This window comes from Pseudomonas sp. NPDC077451 (genome assembly GCF_044543345.1).
Taxonomy (GTDB): Bacteria; Pseudomonadota; Gammaproteobacteria; order Pseudomonadales; family Pseudomonadaceae; genus Stutzerimonas.
On record NZ_JBITVX010000003.1, the window covers coordinates 184888 to 203765 of the forward strand.

The 18878-nt window shown below is 61.0% G+C and carries 14 protein-coding genes and 1 pseudogene; 4 read left to right on the plus strand and 11 right to left on the minus strand.

Annotated elements, in window-relative coordinates:
• Window positions 1–15 precede the first annotated feature (15 nt).
• Entirely contained in the window at window positions 16–1278 is a 1263-nt protein-coding gene (locus tag ACIGHL_RS07370) for a zinc-dependent alcohol dehydrogenase (protein ID WP_128121259.1), read from the minus strand.
• 297 nt (window positions 1279–1575) lie between these two features.
• A pseudogene (locus ACIGHL_RS07375) lies at window positions 1576–2495 on the minus strand (LysR family transcriptional regulator).
• 104 nt (window positions 2496–2599) lie between these two features.
• On the opposite strand from ACIGHL_RS07375, the gene ACIGHL_RS07380 reads away from it, so the two are divergent.
• Window positions 2600–3427: a DODA-type extradiol aromatic ring-opening family dioxygenase gene (locus ACIGHL_RS07380; RefSeq protein ID WP_128121258.1), complete on the plus strand. Its 828-nt coding sequence runs from the start codon at window positions 2600–2602 to the stop codon at window positions 3425–3427.
• Window positions 3428–3460: 33 nt separating this feature from the next.
• Window positions 3461–3754: a DUF2218 domain-containing protein gene (locus tag ACIGHL_RS07385; RefSeq protein WP_128121257.1), complete on the plus strand. Its 294-nt coding sequence runs from the start codon at window positions 3461–3463 to the stop codon at window positions 3752–3754.
• Window positions 3755–3757: 3 nt separating this feature from the next.
• Here ACIGHL_RS07385 and ACIGHL_RS07390 read toward each other — a convergent pair whose 3' ends face one another.
• The 7 genes from ACIGHL_RS07390 to glgA form a co-directional block, all read right to left on the minus strand.
• A complete protein-coding gene (locus ACIGHL_RS07390; protein WP_128121256.1) occupies window positions 3758–4609 on the minus strand; it encodes a M23 family metallopeptidase in 852 nt (283 codons plus the stop codon).
• A 239-nt stretch (window positions 4610–4848) separates the two neighbouring features.
• Window positions 4849–6999, minus strand: a complete 2151-nt coding sequence (glgX, locus tag ACIGHL_RS07395; protein WP_128121255.1) for a glycogen debranching protein GlgX — start codon at window positions 6997–6999, stop codon at window positions 4849–4851.
• 105 nt (window positions 7000–7104) lie between these two features.
• Window positions 7105–7497: a DUF2934 domain-containing protein gene (locus ACIGHL_RS07400; protein WP_128121254.1), complete on the minus strand. Its 393-nt coding sequence runs from the start codon at window positions 7495–7497 to the stop codon at window positions 7105–7107.
• On the minus strand, window positions 7494–10307 hold the full coding sequence (locus tag ACIGHL_RS07405) for a malto-oligosyltrehalose synthase (RefSeq protein WP_128121253.1): 2814 nt from the start codon (window positions 10305–10307) through the stop codon (window positions 7494–7496). Before ACIGHL_RS07405 ends, ACIGHL_RS07400 begins: the two co-directional genes overlap by 4 nt.
• On the minus strand, window positions 10304–12382 hold the full coding sequence (malQ, locus tag ACIGHL_RS07410) for a 4-alpha-glucanotransferase (RefSeq protein WP_128121252.1): 2079 nt from the start codon (window positions 12380–12382) through the stop codon (window positions 10304–10306). Before malQ ends, ACIGHL_RS07405 begins: the two co-directional genes overlap by 4 nt.
• On the minus strand, window positions 12382–14163 hold the full coding sequence (gene treZ / locus ACIGHL_RS07415) for a malto-oligosyltrehalose trehalohydrolase (RefSeq protein ID WP_128121251.1): 1782 nt from the start codon (window positions 14161–14163) through the stop codon (window positions 12382–12384). Before treZ ends, malQ begins: the two co-directional genes overlap by 1 nt.
• Before the next feature lie 12 nt (window positions 14164–14175).
• The gene (glgA, locus tag ACIGHL_RS07420; protein WP_128121250.1) at window positions 14176–15726 is read right to left on the minus strand and encodes a glycogen synthase GlgA; all 1551 of its coding nucleotides are present in this window, start codon (window positions 15724–15726) and stop codon (window positions 14176–14178) included.
• Between the two features lie 299 nt (window positions 15727–16025).
• On the opposite strand from glgA, the gene ACIGHL_RS07425 reads away from it, so the two are divergent.
• Complete coding sequence (locus ACIGHL_RS07425) at window positions 16026–16526, plus strand: CinA family protein (RefSeq protein ID WP_046161283.1); 501 nt, start codon at window positions 16026–16028, stop codon at window positions 16524–16526.
• Between the two features lie 90 nt (window positions 16527–16616).
• Here the strand turns inward: ACIGHL_RS07425 and ACIGHL_RS07430 are convergent, their stop codons facing one another.
• The gene (locus ACIGHL_RS07430; RefSeq protein ID WP_128121249.1) at window positions 16617–17696 is read right to left on the minus strand and encodes a mechanosensitive ion channel family protein; all 1080 of its coding nucleotides are present in this window, start codon (window positions 17694–17696) and stop codon (window positions 16617–16619) included.
• 225 nt (window positions 17697–17921) lie between these two features.
• On the opposite strand from ACIGHL_RS07430, the gene ACIGHL_RS07435 reads away from it, so the two are divergent.
• Complete coding sequence (locus tag ACIGHL_RS07435; RefSeq protein ID WP_045427366.1) at window positions 17922–18452, plus strand: ferritin-like domain-containing protein; 531 nt, start codon at window positions 17922–17924, stop codon at window positions 18450–18452.
• A 44-nt stretch (window positions 18453–18496) separates the two neighbouring features.
• Here the strand turns inward: ACIGHL_RS07435 and ACIGHL_RS07440 are convergent, their stop codons facing one another.
• A complete protein-coding gene (locus ACIGHL_RS07440; protein ID WP_128121248.1) occupies window positions 18497–18781 on the minus strand; it encodes a DUF1652 domain-containing protein in 285 nt (94 codons plus the stop codon).
• Between the last annotated feature and the right edge of the window lie 97 nt (window positions 18782–18878).

An 18878-nucleotide genomic window follows, 5' to 3' on the forward strand; every position in this document is an offset into this window, starting at 1 on the left:
GCTTGCTCCTGTGGCCTAACGGGGGTTCTGCATGCTGGTCGGATCGCTAGCCGGGAAGGTGTCGGCGACGGCCTCATCGATTAGATTCTGTTCCGAGCCGTTCTCCGAGCCCTCGCGTTGGGGCTTGAGCTCGACCTTGATCCAGCCTCCTTCGCGACGATCAAATGCCTCGAATGCTGCTATGACGTCGGTCATCGGCTTGACCTGCGTAAGAATCTTGGTCGGGTCGATGCGCCGCGCCTGGATCATTTCGATGAGCCGGGGAATGTACTTGCGGTGGTGACAGTTACCCATGTTCATGGTGATGTTCTTGTTCATGGCCTTGCCAATGGGGAAAGTCGTCGCATCCGGTGGATACACACCGATGATCGACAGGGTGCCGGCCTTTGCCAGACACTCAACACCCCATTCGAGCGCTTGGGACGGGGCATCGCCCGGTTGCCATTTGGCGTTCTGCTCAAGGTTCGCGCCGTCAGCAGGTTTGCCACCGCAGCAACCGTGTTCCGCATCGACGCCCACGGCATCGATGACGCGGTCGACGCCAATCCCACCGGTCAAACGCTTTAACGTTTCGATTGGGTCTTCGCGATTGAAATCGATGATCTCGGCGCCCTGACCTTGGGCCATGCGTAAACGGTCGTCGTACTGGTCGATGGCGAAGATGCGACCGGCGCCCAGCAGTTTGGCGCTGGCAATGGCGAATTGACCCACCGGGCCGCAGCCGAATACCGCTACCGTGTCACCGGCCTCAATCTCGGCCATTTCGGCGCCGAAATAGCCGGTCGGGAAGATGTCCGAGAGCAGAATTGCCTGATCATCACTGATTTCCGGGGGCAGCTTCACCAGGCCGATATTGGCAAAGGGAATGCGCGCCTTTTCGGCTTGCAGTCCGTGGAACGGACCGGTTGCCGCCGGGCCGCCGAAGAACGAGGTGCCTGCTTCCTTGCCGTTGGGATTGGCCACGTCGCACTGGGCGAAATAGCCCGAACGGCAGTACGAGCAATTGCCGCACGCGATGGTCGAGGGGATCACTACGCGGTCGCCGATCTGCAGGTTGCGAACGTCTTCACCGAGCTCTTCAACGATGCCGACCGCTTCATGGCCAAGAATGGTGCCGGGCTTCATACCGCTGAAGGTGCCGCGAACAAAGTGCAAATCCGTTCCGCAAATGGCAGAAGCAGTGATTCGAACAATGGCGTCGGTGGGGGCTTCGATCTTGGGGTCGGGTACATCATCGAGGCGTATGTCGCCGACATCGTGATACACAACAGCTTTCATGGGCGTCTCCATAAACGGTCCCAATCGCGCCTGGCCGGGCTTCGATTGGGCTGAACGAATGATCAGTGACATCCTGTAGCGCAGCCGAGCTGGTACAGCTGGGCTGAAGAGTCCTCGGGGATGCGCCAGCCTCTACAGGCGTGCGATCCGCGGCACGTTGCATACGCAATCTGCTCCCTTCATTCGGACTGACGGTGGCTTGCCCGGTTCATCTTTTTTTCGGCTGCACGGCACCCGGTGCCGCTCGGTATCGGGTGCCTGTTGAGGTTTGGGAGGCGGGTTACAGCTTCGGCGAGGTCAACGGGGCGGGCGATTCCATGGAAGGTCGCCGGCAAAGGCTTCGACCAGGTAGTCGATCATGGCCCTCACTTTGGCTGGCGGACGGCGCTCTGGTGGGTAGACGACATGGATTCCGCCAAGGCCCAGCGGTGGCTGATCGAGTTCAACGACTTCAAGCTGGCCCCGGCTGAGCGCTGCGGCCACGATGAACTGCGGTTGGTAGATCAGCCCTTGGTCGCCGACGGCGGCAGCGACCAGCGCCGCGCCGTTGTTAGCCATCAAGTTGCCCTGAATCGGCACGCGGAATTCTCCTGCCGGACCAAATGCCATTCTCGGCCGCCCAGCAGGTTCGACAGGCTGTACCCCAGGCAATTATGTTGGGACAGGTCGCTCACCCGCCTTGGCACTCCATGCTGGGCCAGGTAACCGGGCGAGGCGCATACCAGTATCGGGCAATCGGCCAGGCGCCTGGCCTGTAAGGGGCTATCGGTGAGGCGACCAATCCGCACCGCCATGTCCCAACTGCCATCGATCAGGTCAACCTGGCTGTCGGTGAGCCCCAGTTCAACTTTGACCGCAGGATGTCGCTGACTGAAAGCAGGCATCAACGGCGCGATGAAACGGGTGCCGAACGACAGTGGAAGGTTCATGCGCAGCAGTCCCGAAGCCTCGGCCCGCTGTGAGGCTACGCTGGCCTCGGCTTCGTCGATGTCCGGCAGGATGCGCAGGCAAGCCTCGAGGTAACTGCTTCCTGCGGCAGTCAGGCTTAGCCTTCGGGTGCTGCGGTGGAACAGCTTGACCCCGAGGCGTGCTTCCAACGCATCAACGTGTTTGGTTGCCATGGCCGGCGACAGTCCCAGATGACGTGCAGCGGCAGAGAGGCTGCCAGCATTGGCCGCCCGCGCAAACACACGCATGCCGGTGATTCGGTCGAGCATTGCAGCTCCTACTCTCAGTTGAAACTGTTGACGTGGATTCCCTTGTTCAGCTCAAAACGAGTGTAATCCATACTGTGCCTCCGCCCGCTCAGGATCACGATGCCATGAACGAACATGCCAACAGGACGCCTCCGGCTCGGATGCCAACGCTGTTCGTGCCGCACGGTGCCGGTCCGTGCTTCTTCATGGAGTGGGACCCGATCGATGCCTGGGATGCGATGGCTGCCTTCCTGAGGTCTGTGGCCGCAACCTTGCCGCGGCGCCCTCGCGCGATCGTGCTGATCTCCGGGCATTGGATGGAGCCCAGGGCCATGGTTACCGCAAACGCACGGCCGGGACTCATCTACGATTACTACGGCTTTCCGGCGCACACCTACACGTTAGACTACCCGGCGCCAGGCGATCCGCCGCTGGCTGCACGTCTGGTCGAGTTGCTCGGCCAAGCTGGTATTCCGGCGGGCGAAGATGGTCTGCGCGGCTTCGACCACGGCACCTTCATTCCGCTGAAACTGATGTTTGCAGAGGCAGACGTGCCGGTGGTGCAGTTGTCGCTGCAGCGCGATCTAGATGCTGCAGCCCATCTAGCCATCGGCCGCGCCATCGCTCCGTTGCGCGACGACGGCGTGCTGATTGTCGGCAGCGGTATGAGCTTCCATAACATGCGTGGCTATGGCGATCCGCGTTTTGCGCCGATTTCGGATGCCTTCGATCAATGGCTGAGCGACGCCGTCAGCGCACCGACCGCGCGTCGCGAGGCGTTGCTCCAGCACTGGGAGCAGGCGCCTTCGGCGCGGCTCTGTCATCCGCGGGGCGGCGAAGAACATCTATTGCCGCTGATGGTGGCGGCCGGCGCTGCGGGCGACAGTGCCGGGCGCAGGATATTCACCGACCGCGTCATGCATACGACGCTTTCAGCCTATCGGTTTGGCTGATTCATCAGCCCGTTTTAAGAAAGAGGATTCATCATGCTGAGCTCCACCGTACAAATCCAGACATCCGATCCGAGTCGCCTGATCCGTCGTCTCTGCAAACATTGGAGCCACAAGTTCGAAGTGGACTTCGATGATCATCAGGGACATATCGTGCTGGGCGCCACCCAATGCTGGTTGACGGCCGGAGATAACAGCCTGACGGCAAAATTGCAGACGCAGGACGAGGAGCTGTTGGCGCGAATGGAAACCGTATTGGCTGATCATCTAGAGCGCATGTCGGCCGGCGAGACCTTCAGTTTCGCCTGGCAGCGTGCTGACGCGCCGTAGCGATCAATCGTTACTGGCGAAATTCGGCAGCGTGCTGACCGGCTGTGAGAAACGGAAGGGGATCGACAACATCGAGTCGCCATAGGCTTTTTGCACGACAAAATGCAGGTGCGGGCCGGTGCTGCGGCCCGTATTGCCGGAGTGGCCAAGCAGGCTGCCGACCTTCACCTGTTGCCCTGGCTTGACCTTTACCGACCCGCGCTTCAGGTGCAGATACGCGCTATGCGTACCGTCGTCGTGCAGGATTCGCACGTAGTTGCCCGCCGGGTTGGGCATCCGCCCGTGCTGTCCATCGCGCGCTTTCAATACGGTTCCTGCGCGCGCCGCGACGATTGGCGTGCCTTCCGGCATGGCTATATCGACGGCGTAGCGGCCCTTGGGTGAGGTGTGGCTGTAGTCCCCGCCAGCGCCCTGGGAAATGGAGAAGGGACCGCCTTTCCAAGGCAGGGCATAGACATAACCGCCAACAGATCCCTTCTTGCCTGGCTCCGGTGAGTAGATCAACGAATAGCTGAACGACTGCTGGTACATCAGTGGATAGCCGGCTTGGCGTTTGCGAAGCGTGGCAATACGCATGCGGGTCCGTGCAGGCACCGTCTTGCGAACCACGCCTTTGCCAACGCCGGTGACATTGACCATGTGCGTCAGGCGCAACACGACTTCGACGGGAACGTCCGTATCGTTGCGCACATCCATCGCTTTGCCCGACCCGATCCGGTTGACGAACAGCTTCACAGTGCCGGGCTTGGCGGCGGGGAGCGTCGCGTTGCTGATGGTCCCGCCGGCAAGCGAGGGCAGGGTGACGAGCGAGCACAAGGTTAGAAGGACGAAAGAGATCAGCCGAGTAAGTTGCATAAAAAAGTGATCCGTCACGGAAGGGACACTCTGCCTGCGGCTGGCAGGAACAAATCCGTTGGGTTCATGAACACCGCGCTGTGGGTTGGGACTTGGGTCGCATTGCGGGGTTCAATACCGCACGTCGAGATCAAACGAACGGTTGAGTGATTACATCGATACTGCTCTGTAGATATGAAAAAGCCCCGTTATCCGGGGCTTCTTCTACTTCGACTCAGGCCAAGGCAAGCGCTTTAGCTTCACTCTTCTTCTTTGATCAGCTCGAACAACAGCAGCGAACGGCCGGTCAGTGCGTATTCATTGTTGAAATCGAATCGCTCGGCGCGCGCGTTGGGGTTGTTTGTGTCAATCAGGCGATTCCAGTAGATGCCTTGCGGCACTTCCGGCAGGGTGAAGTTCACCACGTCATGATGGGCGTTGACGATTATCAGCAGGGTCGCGTCCGAACCGGTCTTGCGGATGCCGGTAGGCTGGGCACGGCCGTCCAGCAGCATGCCCATGCAGCGGTTGTTGCCATCCTCCCAGTGCTCAATCGTCATTTCTTCTGCGTGAGGTGCAATCCAGCTCACGTCCTTGACGCCCAGTTCTTCGTTGTAGGCGCCAACCAGGAAGCGTCCACGGCGCAGCATCGGGTAGCGTTGACGCAGGCGAATCAGTTTCCGGACGAAGGATTGCAGTGTTCGGCCTTCTTCCGGGATGTCCCAGTTGACCCAACCGATTTCGCTGTCCTGGCAATACGCGTTGTTGTTGCCATGCTGGGTGCGAGCGAACTCGTCGCCGGCCACGATCATCGGGGTGCCCTGGGAGAACAGCAACGTCGCAAAGAAGTTGCGCATCTGACGGAAGCGCAGCTCGTGGATTTCCGGGTCGTCAGTCGGACCTTCGACGCCGTGGTTCCACGAGATGTTGTTGCTACTGCCATCGCGGTTGTCTTCGTCGTTGGCTTCGTTGTGTTTGTCGTCGTACGAAACCAGGTCGTTCAGGGTGAAGCCGTCATGCGCAGTGATGAAATTCACCGAGCTGAATGGGCGACGACCCCGCTGGTTGAACAGATCGCCCGACCCCGTCAGACGAGCGGCGAAGTCCGGCAACTGGTCACCATCACCTTTCCAGAAGGCACGAACGGTGTCGCGATACTGGTCATTCCATTCGGCCCAACCCGGCGGGAAGCCGCCGACCTGATAGCCGCCAGGGCCACAATCCCAAGGCTCTGCAATGAGTTTGGTCTTGGCCAGGACCGGGTCCTGGCGGCACGCTACGAGGAAGCCGTGGCGCTCGTCATAGCCGTCATGTTCCCTTCCCAAGATGGTTGCCAAGTCGAAGCGGAAGCCGTCGACATGCATTTCCTCAGCCCAGTAGCGCAGTGAGTCGGTAACCATCTGCACCACGCATGGGTGGCTCATGTCCAGGGTGTTACCAGTGCCGGAATCGTTGATGTAGTAGCGCTTCTCGTCGGGCATCAGGCGGTAGTAGGAGGCGTTGTCGATGCCGCGCATGGACAGGGTGGGACCCATCTCGTTGCCCTCGGCGGTGTGGTTGTAGACCACGTCGAGAATGACCTCCAGATCAGCGTTATGCAGGTGTGCGACCATTTCCTTGAATTCGCTGATCTTACCGCTTGCCAGGTACTTCGGATGAGGCGCGAAGAAGGCAATGCTGTTGTAGCCCCAGTAGTTGGTCATGCCCTTTTCGAGCAAGTGTTGGTCCTGGACAAATGCATGGATGGGCAGGAACTCCACCGAAGAGACGCCGAGCTTGCGGATGTAATCAATGACGTCCGGCGTCTTGAAACCGCCAAATGTCCCGCGCATGTCTTCGGGTACTGAAGGGTGCTGCATGGTGAAACCGCGCACGTGGGTCTCATAAATGATTGTGCGGTCCCAAGGGACTTGAACCGGTCGGTCATGACCCCAGGTAAACGCCGGGTCGATGACTTTCGACTTCGGTACGAAGGGCGCGCTGTCGCGCTCGTCGTAGCTCAGGTCAGCATCGGCGTGGCCGATGGTGTAGCCAAAGAGTGCCTCGGACCATTTCAGTCCACCGACCAGCTGCTTGGCATAAGGGTCGATCAGCAGTTTGTTCGGGTTGAATCGGTGGCCGGCGTCCGGCTCGTAAGGCCCATGCACACGGTAGCCATAGATCTGCCCCGGATGAGCATCAGGCAGGTAACCGTGCCAGATCTCATCGGTGTATTCGGGCAGCTCGATTCGCTCGAGTTCGGTTTCACCATCGGTATCGAACAGACACAGCTCAACCCTTGTGGCATTCGCGGAAAAGATCGCGAAGTTAACCCCTAATCCGTCCCAGGTGGCGCCAAGCGGGAAGGGCTGTCCTTCGCGAATACGCGAAGGCACCAGAATTTGAGGCGCCGCAGGTTTGTTTCTACTCATGAAATCTCCGATGGCAACGCTAGGTAGGTGCTGTGCAAGGTGATGAGTCGTCACAGCCCGCCAACCCTCGTCGAGGGTTGGTTCGGATTCGTGGCGCGGTGTCGTTCAGCTTTCTTTCTTGGATCGGGGCGCGCGAGTCTTCTTCACGCCTTCCGGTGTGCCTTCTGCAGCGTCGGTACCTGCCTTGGCTTTAGGGCGCGCAGCTCCCTTGGTTGGGGCGACCGCTGGCTTGGCTGGTTTGACGTCTTTCGGTTCCTTGGTGTCCTTTGCGGGCTTGGCTGCTTTGGTCGCCTTGGCTGGTTCTTCAGCAGGCGTCGCATCCGTTGGTTTGGTGACTGCTTTGCGGGTTTTGGCCGGCTTGGTATCGGAAGTGTCGTTTTCCGCCTCGGCCAGCTTGCGTGCCATCTCCCAATGGCGTGCATCCTCACCGTGCGGACGGCCTTCCGATACCCAGATGTCATACGCCAGTTCGCGAATGCGCTGCTCTTGTTTAGTCATCGTTCTGATTCTCCTGTTGAACTGTTTGTTAGCTGTAAAAGCGCAAAAGGCAGATGCTGCAAAACTTCAGTCACGCTCAACCCTTCTTGTTTGGGTGTGACTGCCATTCCGTCAAAAAGTCGCTCCATCGCATGACCGCTCAGCGCATCGGGCAATCGAACATGGGTGTCGCCCCAACGCGCGGCCGGAATACTGGGTGCCGTGCTGTCGCCGAGCAGGCCGCTGGCCAGACGCGCTGCTACCACAATCAACCAGCTGCCATCGAGCTCTCGGGCGAAGGCGATGAGGCTCTCGGCATGCTCACCCTCGACTTTCAACGGCAGGTAGCGGCCCGCGGTGAACAGCTGAGGTTGGGCCCGACGCAGCTTGAGCGTGCGCGCAATCAGCCATTGCTTGATGCGCCCGTCCTGCCAGTTCTCCATCAGTTCGGTCGGCTGGGCATCCGGTTGGAAGGTGGCGCGACGGCTATCGAAATCGACCGGGCGGCGGTTGTCGGGATCGACCAGACTGAAATCCCAGTAGTCCGTACCTTGATAGAGGTCGGGCACGCCTGGAGTGGTCATACGCAGGAGCGTCTGAGTAAGGCCGTTCAGCGCGCCGGCGGGTGCCAGCTCGTGGGCAGCCGCGGCAATGTCGTCCCGCAGCGTTTTGCACTCGTCGCCCAGAAGCAGCGCTCGCAGGTAATGCTGGCACGCACCTTCGTAGTCACTGTTTGGATCGGTCCAGGTGCTGCGCAACTTGGCCTCGCGTACGGCCTTTTCCTGCCATTGGATCATCCGCTCGCAGAAGGTCTCCATTGCCGGCTTGTCGTCAGTGTTCAGATCCAGCGGCCAGCAGCCGAGCAACACCTGAAACAACAGCATTTCATCGCCAGCAGAAGGCGCCGGTCCATCGGGCAGTTCCTGGCGCTGGCCATAGGCGAGCTGGCGCCAGTGGCGCACTTTGCTGGCGTACCATTCGGCACGCTCACTGAGCACGGTCATCCGAGCACGGGTGTCTTCGCCGCGTTTGTGGTCGTGGGTGGCCGTTGTCAGCAGGTTCCGAGGGAAATGTTCGGCACGCGCCAGGCACTCGGCATGAAAGGTGTCGACCGGCGCGCTGAAGGTCTGCGGATCAAAGCCAACGTCGTTGCGCGACAGCAGCGCGCCGGAGCGGTAGCAGGCGGTGTCTTCCACCGCCTTGGCGGCAGCCGGCGAGGTTAGCTGCTGGAAACGGGTGCAGGCATATCGGCGGATGCGGCGTGCAGGTCCCGGCGGCAACGAGCGAAGGTCTTCGCCGCCCAACCAGCGATCAAGGTGATCGAGTAGCGGCCAATCGGCCTCGCCCAGTGTGGTGCGGGCGGCGGCCAGCGCCTGTTGAAAGAACGGCTCGTCGGCCTCGCGGCGGCCATGCGCGGCGATGTAAGTGCGATAGACGGGGAAGTGAACGATCAGCTCGAGCAGCGCGCGGCGAATAGCGCCCAGAGTGATGTCGCGGGTCATCACGTCATGCCGCGCAACCTGTAGCAGTGCCTGGGCGACGGTTTCAAAGTCGCCGGCCAGCGGCCCGGTGAGCACCAGTTGCCGAGCTTGGCGGACCTCCTCCATGAAATCGGCGGGGCGGTCGGCGGTTTCGCTCCACAGCGAGCACAGCACGGATTTTCCAGCTGGATCGTGCTGCAGCAAGGACACCTGATTCATGAATTCATAGCCGGTGGTGCCATCGACACCCCAGTCATCATGCAGGCGCTCACCTTCGGCGAGAATCTTCTCGACGTAGATCGGCACATGATCCTGCTCCGCGCCTTCGGGACGCGCGGCATTGAGCCGATCGACACGGCGCCGCAGGCGGCGACAGTAACCGCGCGGATTGGCCAAGCCGTCGATATGGTCGATGCGCAGCCCGTCGACCAATCCTTCGCTGATCAGCTCGAAAATCTTCGCGTGGGTTTCCTCGAACACCACCGGACGTTCGACACGCAGGCCACCCAGTTCATTAATGTCGAAGAAGCGGCGCCAGTTTATGTCGTCGCCTGCGGTGCGCCAGCTGGCGAGACGATAGTGCTGCCGCTCGAGCAGCCCGTGAAGCCGTTTGAAGCCTTCTTCGGTGGTCGAGTCGTAGTGCCGGAGTGCACTTTCGAGTGTCTGCCGTGTGGCGCTGTCTTCCAGCAGCCGCGCCAGATCCGCGCGCAGCTGGCGGGCGGTTTGGTACGGCGCGGGCTCGGTCTTCAACGCGTCGAAATGCTGCCCTAGTGCGCGCAATTCCGGTTGTTCGGTCAGGCGCAGGATTTCGCCGTAGGTCGGTGGCGAAATCGGGAAGCGGTGCTCGTAGTGCTCGGCATAGAAGGCGCCGTTATCGATGTCCAGCTTCAGGGGGATCTTGCCTTGCTGCAAGGCTTCGCCGTAGTCACTGCCGAGGAAAGGAACCAACAGTTGGCCTTCGAGCAGCGGATCAGGCGAGTTCCACTGGATGTCGAAGAACTGCGCATAGGGGCTACGTCGGCCCCATTCGAGCACGTCGAGCCACCAAGGATTGCCCGAGCCACCCACCGCCATGTGGTTGGAGACGATATCGAGTATCAGGCCCATCCCTTTGGCCCGAAGGGCATCGACCAGGCGCCGTAGTGCGGGCTCGCCGCCCAGTTCGGGATTGATCCGGGTAGGGTCGATGACATCGTAGCCGTGCATTGAGCCGGGGCGGGCCGTTAACAGGGGCGACGCGTACAGATGACTGATGCCCAGGTCAGCGAAGTAGTCGACCAGTGCAGTGGCATCGTCAAGGGTGAAGTCACGATGGAACTGCAGTCGCAACGTGGCGCTAAGGTCTCTCATCGATGTTTAGTTCCAATAGCCTGCTCGCGCGCACTGGATAGAAGCTCCAGGCGGTGCGCGCAGGCGGGGTCGTCAAGCATGGTGGCGCTGTCACTGGGATAGCGGCGGCGCCAGTTGGGATGGGTGTCGATAATGCCGGGCATGTTCGGCTGTTCGAGCAGGCCCAGGGCGTCCTCAACCGGGAACAGCACCAAGGGGGCGGGCGAGCGCCCGAGGCACACCGCGCAGGCGTCGGCCAGGACGTCGGGATCGGCGAGGTCGCCCTTGACGCTCGGCGCATACTCACGCAACAGCCGCAGCAGCCCGGCGCGCTCGCGCTCGCGTTCCTCCAGCTGCGCCGGGCGCTCGTCTTCACGGTGCTGGCCGACGCGGATACGCCAGTCGATATCGTGCGCCTTCCACCAACCTTCAATGGTGGGCAGGTCATGCGTGGTGGACGTAGCGATTGCACTGTCGGGCCATTCTTCGAGCGGCTTGAAAGTGCCGTTGTCATCGCGTTCGAAGAACAGCACTCGCATGCCCAGCAGCTTGCGCGCCGCTAACTTTTCACGCAGCCCCTCGGGCACGGTGCCGAGGTCTTCACCGAGCACTACGGCGTTACGCCGCCAGGCTTCCAGCGTGAGCAGACGCAACAGGTCATCGAACGGGTAGTTGAGGTAAGCGCCTTCTGTAGGGCCGGCGCCCGCCGGCATCACCCACAGGCGCATCAGGCCCATCACATGGTCAATGCGTATGCCACCGGCATGCGCCAGATTGGCCCTTACCATTTCGATGAACGCGCGGTAACCATGGGCCTTCAAGCCCCATGGGGAGAACGCTGAGATTCCCCAGCTTTGCCCCTGGCGATTGATGATGTCTGGCGGTGCACCCACGCTGAGCGCTGCCAGCACTTCGTCCTGGCGGCTCCAGGCCTGACTGCCGCCACCGTCGGCTCCGACGGCCAGGTCGCTGATCAGGCCGATCTTCATTCCGGCACTGCATGCGGCAATCTGGGCCCGCTCAAGTCCACGGGCGATCAACCATTGGCAGAACGCGTAATAGCTCACCTCGGAGGCGTTTTGTTGAGCGAACTGTTCGACGGCAGGGTTCTGGGGCGTGCGGTATTCCTCAGGCCAGTCACGCCAGTGTTGCGGATAGCCTTCGGGACTGAGGAGGGCGGCGTGTAGCGCCTCGAAGCGGCAATGGTTTTCAAGCGCTTCACCACCCGCCTCGCGGAAGCTGTCGAAGTCCGCCTGCTGAGCGTTGCCGCCTGTGGAGAAATCCTCGTACAGCGTGCGCAGCAGGCACTGCCGGGCTTGCGAGGCGGCGTCCCAGTCGATCAGTTCGAGCGACTCGAGGCGTTCAAGCTCGTCGGCAAGCCCACAGGACTCGATTGCCATGCGCAGCGGCTTTTCACCCAGCACGCTGCCAGGTGCGCTGTGCAGAATGTTGTAGAACAGCCGGCTCGACGGTGAGTACGGGCTGTATTGCTGGCTGTTGCCTGTGAACATCGCATGCACGGGGCTGATGCCCAAAGCGTCGGCTCCGTGTGCCGCCGCGTTGCGCGCAATTGCTTCGAGCGCCTGGGTATCGCCGAGCCCGCCGTCACCCGGACGCCGCAGCCCATAAAGCTGCACCGTGACTCCCCAGGCAGCCGGGCCGGCCAGATCCTCGACGCTTGGGCAGGCAACTGGAGCAACGGCGAGCGTAAGCTGCTGGTCGGCGATGTTCAGCTGGTGATAGCCGGGCACATCAATGGCGGCAAGGCGCGACTGCGCGTCCAGAGTGCCGTTCTGCTGGCTCCCGTCTTCGAGCGTCAGGCTGTAACGGGACGATGGTTCAAAGTACTGACCGAGATCCAGCGCTGCGCCCTGGTCGAACGTCAGCAGCGGTGGCACGCGGGCCGCCCCTGCGCCGGTGTCAAGTTTGTCCAGGCTGCGCTCGATCTGATCATCGCTGTCGGCCGGTAGCCCCAGCCCGTCAAGCACAGCACGCAAGACCTCCGGCTTGACCCGTTGATCCTTGCCGTCTGCATCAACCCACTCGATGGACAGGCCAGCCGCCTCGGCCAGGCGGTTCAGTCGTTCATCGCTCATTAAGACACTCCTGCAGAATCAAGCAAATACATCCTGGCGGTGTGCGCAGGTATCGTGTCAGTGCCGCCTGAATCGCCTTCACGGCTGCTGTGCAGCAAGCGCGTATTCGCAGCGGGCGGCGTCACGGCAAGGTCCTTGCCGCTCAAATTGAGCTCCAGGCGCAGTTCGCTGCCGTCGCCCAGTTGCCAACGCGCCAACGCACCGGCTTCGCACAAGGCTTCAGCGCCGAGGAAGCGCGAGCCTTCCAGGCGCGGCACGATTTCGGCGTGGCGAAGCTGGAGCAGCTGGCGATACAGGCGCAGCCATTCGGCGTGTTCAGGCTCGTCGCGCTTGCTGAAATCAGGTTTGGAGGCCTCGTACGTCTCCAACGCGTTTGGATCGGGAATGCGCTCGCGGGTGTGCTCGTCGGCGAATTCGGCAAATTCCGCAAACTCGCCACGGCGCCCCTCGCGTACGGCATCGGCTAGCTCGCCGTGGTGGCTGGTAAAGAACAGGAAGGGCTCGCGTGCGCCCCATTCCTCGCCCATGAACAGCAGCGGCACCATGGGGGAGAGCAGCAGCACTGCAGTTGCCGCCTTCAATGCATCGGGCGGAGCCAGCGTAATCAGACGGTCACCAAAGGCCCGGTTACCCGTCTGGTCGTGGTTCTGCAGGAACAGGACGAAGGCAGTCGGGGAGAGGTGACCGCTGGGCTCGCCTCGCGATTCGCCACGGCGATTCTCATGCCCCTGGTAGATGAAGCCTTCGCCCAGGAAGCGCACCAGCTTGTTGGTCGAGTCCTTATGGTAGTCGCCGTAGTAGCCTTGGCTCTCGTCGGTGAGCAGGGTGTGCAGGACGTTATGGCCGTCGTCGTTCCACTGGGCCGTAAAGTCATCCGCGAGCAGGCTGGCAAGGTTGTGTTCGTTCTCAAGTACTAAATGCACATGGCGGCCAGGCTCCACTTCCGCACGCACGCGTTCAGCCAGTTCGGGCAGGAAGGTCCGGTCGGGAATGGCGTGAACAGCGTCCATGCGCAGCCCGTCGAAGCGATAGTCCATCAACCACATCAGCGCGTTGTCGATGAAGAAATCGCGAACTTCGCGCCGGCGGAAATCGATCCCATCCCCCCAAGGCGTCTGCTGGTCGTGGCGGAAGAAATGCTTGGCGTAACGGTGCAGGTAATTGCCGTCCGGGCCGAAGTGGTTGTAGACCACGTCGATGAACACCATCAGGCCCAAGCCATGGGCGGTGTCGATCAAGTGCTTGAGCTCGTCGGGTGTGCCGTAGGACGCCTCCGGCGCGTAGAGCAGGACGCCGTCGTAGCCCCAGTTACGGTCACCCGGAAATTCGGCGAGCGGCATCAACTCGATAGCCGTGACGCCGAGATCTGCCAGTGCCTGAAGACGCTGTTCGATCTGCGCATAGCCGCCATAGCTGCCAACGTGCAGTTCGTAGAGCACGGTTTCGTGCCAGGGGCGGCCTTGCCAATCCGCGTTGCGCCACCGGTAAGCAGCAGAATCGACGACCACGCTCGGGTCGTGCACATCAACCGATTGTGCCCGCGACGCAGGGTCCGGCACCTGGAGCTCATTGTCGATCAGGAAACTGTACTGTGTGCCGGCGCCGACATCGGCTTCGACGCTGTACCAGCCATCAGCGCCTTCCTGCATGGGCAGCGTATCGCCGCCAACTACCACCAGGCTGACGCTTTGCGCGTCTGGTGCCCAGAGCCTGAACCGGGTACGGGAATCGTCCAGTAGCACCGGTCCGTGTTGCCCGTTGCGGGCGGGCCTATTCTGCATTGATCAACCTCATTAGATAGTGGCACTGACCTCGCGTCGTCCGCCCAATAGGCGTTGGTACAACCGGTCATAGGGTTCGATCGCGTGGCTCCAGAAAAATCCCCCACTCATTGCACGGCAGCGCATCGCATTGAGCAGTTGGGGGTTCCGATGTACGGCTAGCGCGCGTTCGACCGCTCCGCGGTAGCTGTCAACGGTGGCTTCGCTGAACAGGAACCCGGTGACACCGTCATCAATGCTGTCTGCCAGACCACCGGTCCGGTGGGCCACCGGCAAAGACGCAAAGCGCTGGGCGTACATCTGGCTTAGGCCGCAAGGCTCGTAGCGCGATGGCATGAGCAGGAAATCACTGCCGGCGAACAGGCGACGGGCATCGGTTTCGTTGAAGCCGATATGCGCGCCGACATGACCGGGGAAACGCTCGACCAGGCGCCGTACTTCGTCTTCGATATGCGGATCACCACGGCCGAGAATGGCCAGCTGGCCGCCGTTCTCGACGATGGTTTCGGCAACCGCGATGGTCAGGTCGATGCCTTTCTGGTGCACCAGGCGGGAAACCACCGAAAACAATGGACCGTTGCCTTCGACCAGGCCAAAGAGTTCACGTACGTGTGCCGCGTTTGCGTCTTTGCCGGACCAGTCATTCGGGCCGAAAGGGCTGACGAGATGAGAGCAGCTGCGCGGCTCCCAGCTTTCTTCGATGCCGTTGAGCAAGCCGGTAAGCAGGCCCTGGCGCGCCTTCATGCTGAGGAAACCTTCCATGCCGCAGCCGAATTCCGGCGTGGTGATTTCCTGCGCGTAGGTCGCGCTGACTGTGGTGACATGGTTCGCATAGGCGATACCGGCCTTGAGCAGCGACAGGGCACCGTAAAATTCCATGCGCTCAGGCCCGCAGCCTTCAAGGGGAATCGCCAGCGAACGGCGCAGGCTCATGTCGATGTTGCCTTGGTACGCCAGGTTGTGAATGGTGAATACGCTTGGCGTGGTCAGACCACGCCAGTGCATGTAGGCGGGTGTGAGCCCAGTCGGCCAGTCGTGGGCATGGACCAGATCAGGCGTCCAGCGAATACCAGCTGTGCCATCGGCAATATCGGTTGCTGCCATGCACAGGCGGGCAAAGCGCACCGGATTATCCGGCCAATCCTGGCCATGCTCATCGCCATAAGGCAGGCCGTCGCGCTCGTAGAGCTCCGGGCAGACCACCACGTAGATGATCAGGCCATCCGGCATGTCTAGGCGGCCGATTCGGCTTGGTGGCAGATCAGCGTGGGAGATCACGCTGCCAACGATACGAATCGGCTGGCCGCACTGCACCACTTGTGTGTAGCCAGGAATGAGCACGCGCACGTCATGCCGATCACCGAGGGCCCGGGGCAGGGCTGCGGACACATCGGCAAGGCCGCCGGTCTTGACCAGGTCGGTCAATTCGGACGTCACAAAAAGAATTTTTTTCTTGTCGTCCTGGGTGCTGCGCAATTGCAGCAAGGGACGTTCAGCTGGCGGCGCCAGGCGTTGTGCAATGTTAAAGCGGACGGGGCGGGTGTCCACAGCAGCAATACTCATAATTTACCTCTCCCCAAGCGGGCCAGCGTCTCTAGCAGGCCTGCTATAAGCACGTTTCTTCCACGCAGCACCACTCGGAGCGCTGCAAACCATGAGCACGGCAAAGCTGATTTTCTGTACTGGAGCCGCGCGAGGAGCGGCGTAGAGCTGCGCTGGCCCTACTTGAAACCAGACCCGAACGCTGTGAAATAGTTCTCGCATTTGGGCGGAATACGGAGGGTTGGAACTTTGCCTTAGGGTATCGCCTCGGAAATCTGACTGACGCGAGCCTTTTCAAGCTGAAAGCCGGAGCCAATACCATGCAAGACCTTGCTGAAATCGTGCGGTTTCTTCGTGACAAACAGATGATGTTGACCACTGCGGAATCCTGCACTTGTGGCCTGATGGCCTCCCTGTTAGGCGACATCCCAGGTTGTGGCAAAGCGCTCGACAGCGGATTTGTCGTCTATTCGCCGAAGGCGAAGAACCGTCTGCTGCACGTCAGTTTCGAGACCATCGAAACCTTTGGCCTTACCAGCGAAGAGGTCGCCACCGAAATGGCCATCGGTGCGCTGAACGCCAGCGTCGCCGACATTGCCATTGCAAACACTGGCGTGGCCGACGACAACGAGGAGGACGCCGGTGGCACGCAGTGCTACGCCTACGCACTGATGCAAGGGGAGCGCCAAGTGAGCATCAGCGAAACCGTTCAGTTCGAAGGTGATCGCGTGTCGATTCGTAAGCAGGCGGCTCGCTACGGGCTAGAGCAGTTGCCGAGCAAATACGAGCAGCTGCTGCGTAAACTGCGGGAACACGAATGACTCGACAAGCACCGCCTTCACGCACCGACACATGACAATTGGTCACGCAATGCCCTGTATTGCAGCACGGCCGGTGCATCGACACTGCGGTCACACCGGCGGCTGACGCTCGGGCTCGACGTGATCGGGAACTGGGTGTTCGACGCTTGGTTTTCGGCCCAAGTTGAGGTCCGCTCGCAGCTGCGGAAGGCAGCCGGGATATTCGCGCTGAATGAATTTGATCAACGCCTCTCGCAGGTGGCAGCGCAGGTCCCAATTGCGCGATGAGTCCGGTGAACTGACCAGCACCCGGACCTGTATCGACTTTTCACTGCTGTCGGTGACTTGCAGCACGATCACGCGACCGTCCCACAGCTCTGGCACCTCCTGGCACAGCCGACGCAGTTCCTCACGCACGGGCTCCAACGGCAGCGAATAATCGACCCAAAGAAATATCGAGCCGATGATGCTTGAATTACGCCGCGTCCAGTTCTGGAAGGGCTTTTCGATGAAATATTGCAGCGGCACCACCAGCCGCCGGTCATCCCAGATCCGCACCACAACGTAGGTGCCGGTAATCTCCTCGATTCGCCCCCACTCGTTTTCAACGATCACCACGTCATCCAGGCGAATCGGCTGGGTGATTGCAATTTGTATCCCTGCGATCAGGTTGGCCAGCACTGGGCGAGCGGCAAAGCCAACGGCAAGGCCCGCAAGACCCGCCGACGCGAGCAGGCTAGCGCCGAACTGGCGAGCGCCCGGAAAGGTCATGAGCATTCCCGCGGCACCGATCAAGAGGATGAAGAAGCTCAGTGTCCGCAATAGCACCCGTGACTGGGTCTGGATCTGCCGTGCGCGCAGGTTGTCGCTGACGTCGACGGGGTTTCTCAACCGCACCGCCTGCTCAAGCCCGCGTATAAGCCGCATAGCCAGCCAGGTGAAGCAGGCAATCATGACCAGCGCGGTGAGGCGCCGGGCGAGGCTGATCAGCGCCAGATCGTCGCTGGCCGCCGCCAGCACAGCTTGCAGTCCGAGCAGTGGCAGCAACACGCTGATGGGCTTTTCCAGCTGCTCTGACACGGCCTTGGTGAGCAGAAATCCACGGCCCAGCCGCAACATCACTGCCGTCAGCACCCGACTGAATACGCTGAGCAAGACCACGACAAAGGCGGACACCAGGATCGTGCGCAACGCCGGTTCGGTGATGTAGTTCTCCCACTGGAGGAGGGGATCTAGAAATTCGATGAGGCCAGCTCCGTTTAATGCACTGCATGAGGGACTGGTGCCCCTATGCAAAGTTCATGGCAGGTGCAGCCAGTCGGGTCCGCGGAACTCCATTGCCTCGCCGTCTCTCACACATATCAGGAGGGCGGCGATGACGCCCTGATGGCTATCCAAACCAGTGGGAGAGAACATATGCAAAGCGCACAGACCGGAAATGATGTTCGCATCGAACGACTGATCGAATGGCTGCGCGACGCGCATGCCATGGAAGCTCAGGCAGAGACCATGCTGAACAAACAGGCGAGCCGCATCGAGCATTACCCACAGCTGAAGGCGCGGATCGAGCAACACATAACCGAAACGCAGAATCAGGCGAAGCTCATCGAAACCTGCTTGCACCGTTACGACAAGTCCTACTCCGGCTTAAAGGATCTGGGCGGCAAGATGACAGCGATGGGGCAGGCCATGGGTGGCATGATGGTCAACGACGAAATCGTTAAAGGCGCGCAGATGGGCTACGTCTTCGAGAATCTGGAGATCGCCTCTTATGAGATTCTGATTGCCGCGGCCAAAGCCGTAGGCGACGCCGAAACAGCCGACATCTGCACGCGCATCCTGGCAGAAGAGGTGGCGATGGCAGAGTGGATGCGCAGCCACCTGGCTGAGCTGACGCAGGCCTACCTGACCCGAGCAGCCGAGCCGCATACCGAAGCGAAGCGCTGATCGCTTCGGCCACCCAGGTTGTCGATCAAGGCAATGCCGATTGGCTAGCCTCCGACAACCTTGGCGGCATCATCCGCAGCGACTGGCATGCCACTGCGGGTGGCGTAGAGCTCGAAGCGTAGCTCCTGGGCCAGTCGGACAAGGTTCGCTGCATCCCGACACTGATCGTCGGTGATGCCGAATACGGTTAGTTCCTCACCGCCAGCGGTGTCTTCATAGAGCCGGACGGTGAGATGGCTGTCTTCTTGAGCATGGCAGTCACAGCGGAAGGGGTGGAGATAACCGCGAAGGATGTTCTCTATGGTGAGCAGAGGTAGACGTGTAGCCATGATCCTTCCTCCCATCGATGTCTGCATATGGAAAGGGGCTCGCGCCGAGTCGACGCTGCCTTGTTTTTTCAACATCTACAAACGCTAGCAGGCCCTG

Coding starts and splice junctions, on each gene's coding strand:
- ACIGHL_RS07440 (WP_128121248.1), bottom strand. CDS start 18,781: ATGGCTACACGTCTACCTCTGCTCACCATAGAGAACATCCTTCGCGGT.
- ACIGHL_RS07385 (WP_128121257.1), top strand. CDS start 3,461: ATGCTGAGCTCCACCGTACAAATCCAGACATCCGATCCGAGTCGCCTG.
- glgA (WP_128121250.1), bottom strand. CDS start 15,726: ATGAGTATTGCTGCTGTGGACACCCGCCCCGTCCGCTTTAACATTGCA.
- malQ (WP_128121252.1), bottom strand. CDS start 12,382: ATGAGCGATGAACGACTGAACCGCCTGGCCGAGGCGGCTGGCCTGTCC.
- ACIGHL_RS07380 (WP_128121258.1), top strand. CDS start 2,600: ATGAACGAACATGCCAACAGGACGCCTCCGGCTCGGATGCCAACGCTG.
- ACIGHL_RS07425 (WP_046161283.1), top strand. CDS start 16,026: ATGCAAGACCTTGCTGAAATCGTGCGGTTTCTTCGTGACAAACAGATG.
- ACIGHL_RS07405 (WP_128121253.1), bottom strand. CDS start 10,307: ATGAGAGACCTTAGCGCCACGTTGCGACTGCAGTTCCATCGTGACTTC.
- ACIGHL_RS07400 (WP_128121254.1), bottom strand. CDS start 7,497: ATGACTAAACAAGAGCAGCGCATTCGCGAACTGGCGTATGACATCTGG.
- ACIGHL_RS07370 (WP_128121259.1), bottom strand. CDS start 1,278: ATGAAAGCTGTTGTGTATCACGATGTCGGCGACATACGCCTCGATGAT.
- ACIGHL_RS07435 (WP_045427366.1), top strand. CDS start 17,922: ATGCAAAGCGCACAGACCGGAAATGATGTTCGCATCGAACGACTGATC.
- glgX (WP_128121255.1), bottom strand. CDS start 6,999: ATGAGTAGAAACAAACCTGCGGCGCCTCAAATTCTGGTGCCTTCGCGT.
- treZ (WP_128121251.1), bottom strand. CDS start 14,163: ATGCAGAATAGGCCCGCCCGCAACGGGCAACACGGACCGGTGCTACTG.
- ACIGHL_RS07390 (WP_128121256.1), bottom strand. CDS start 4,609: ATGCAACTTACTCGGCTGATCTCTTTCGTCCTTCTAACCTTGTGCTCG.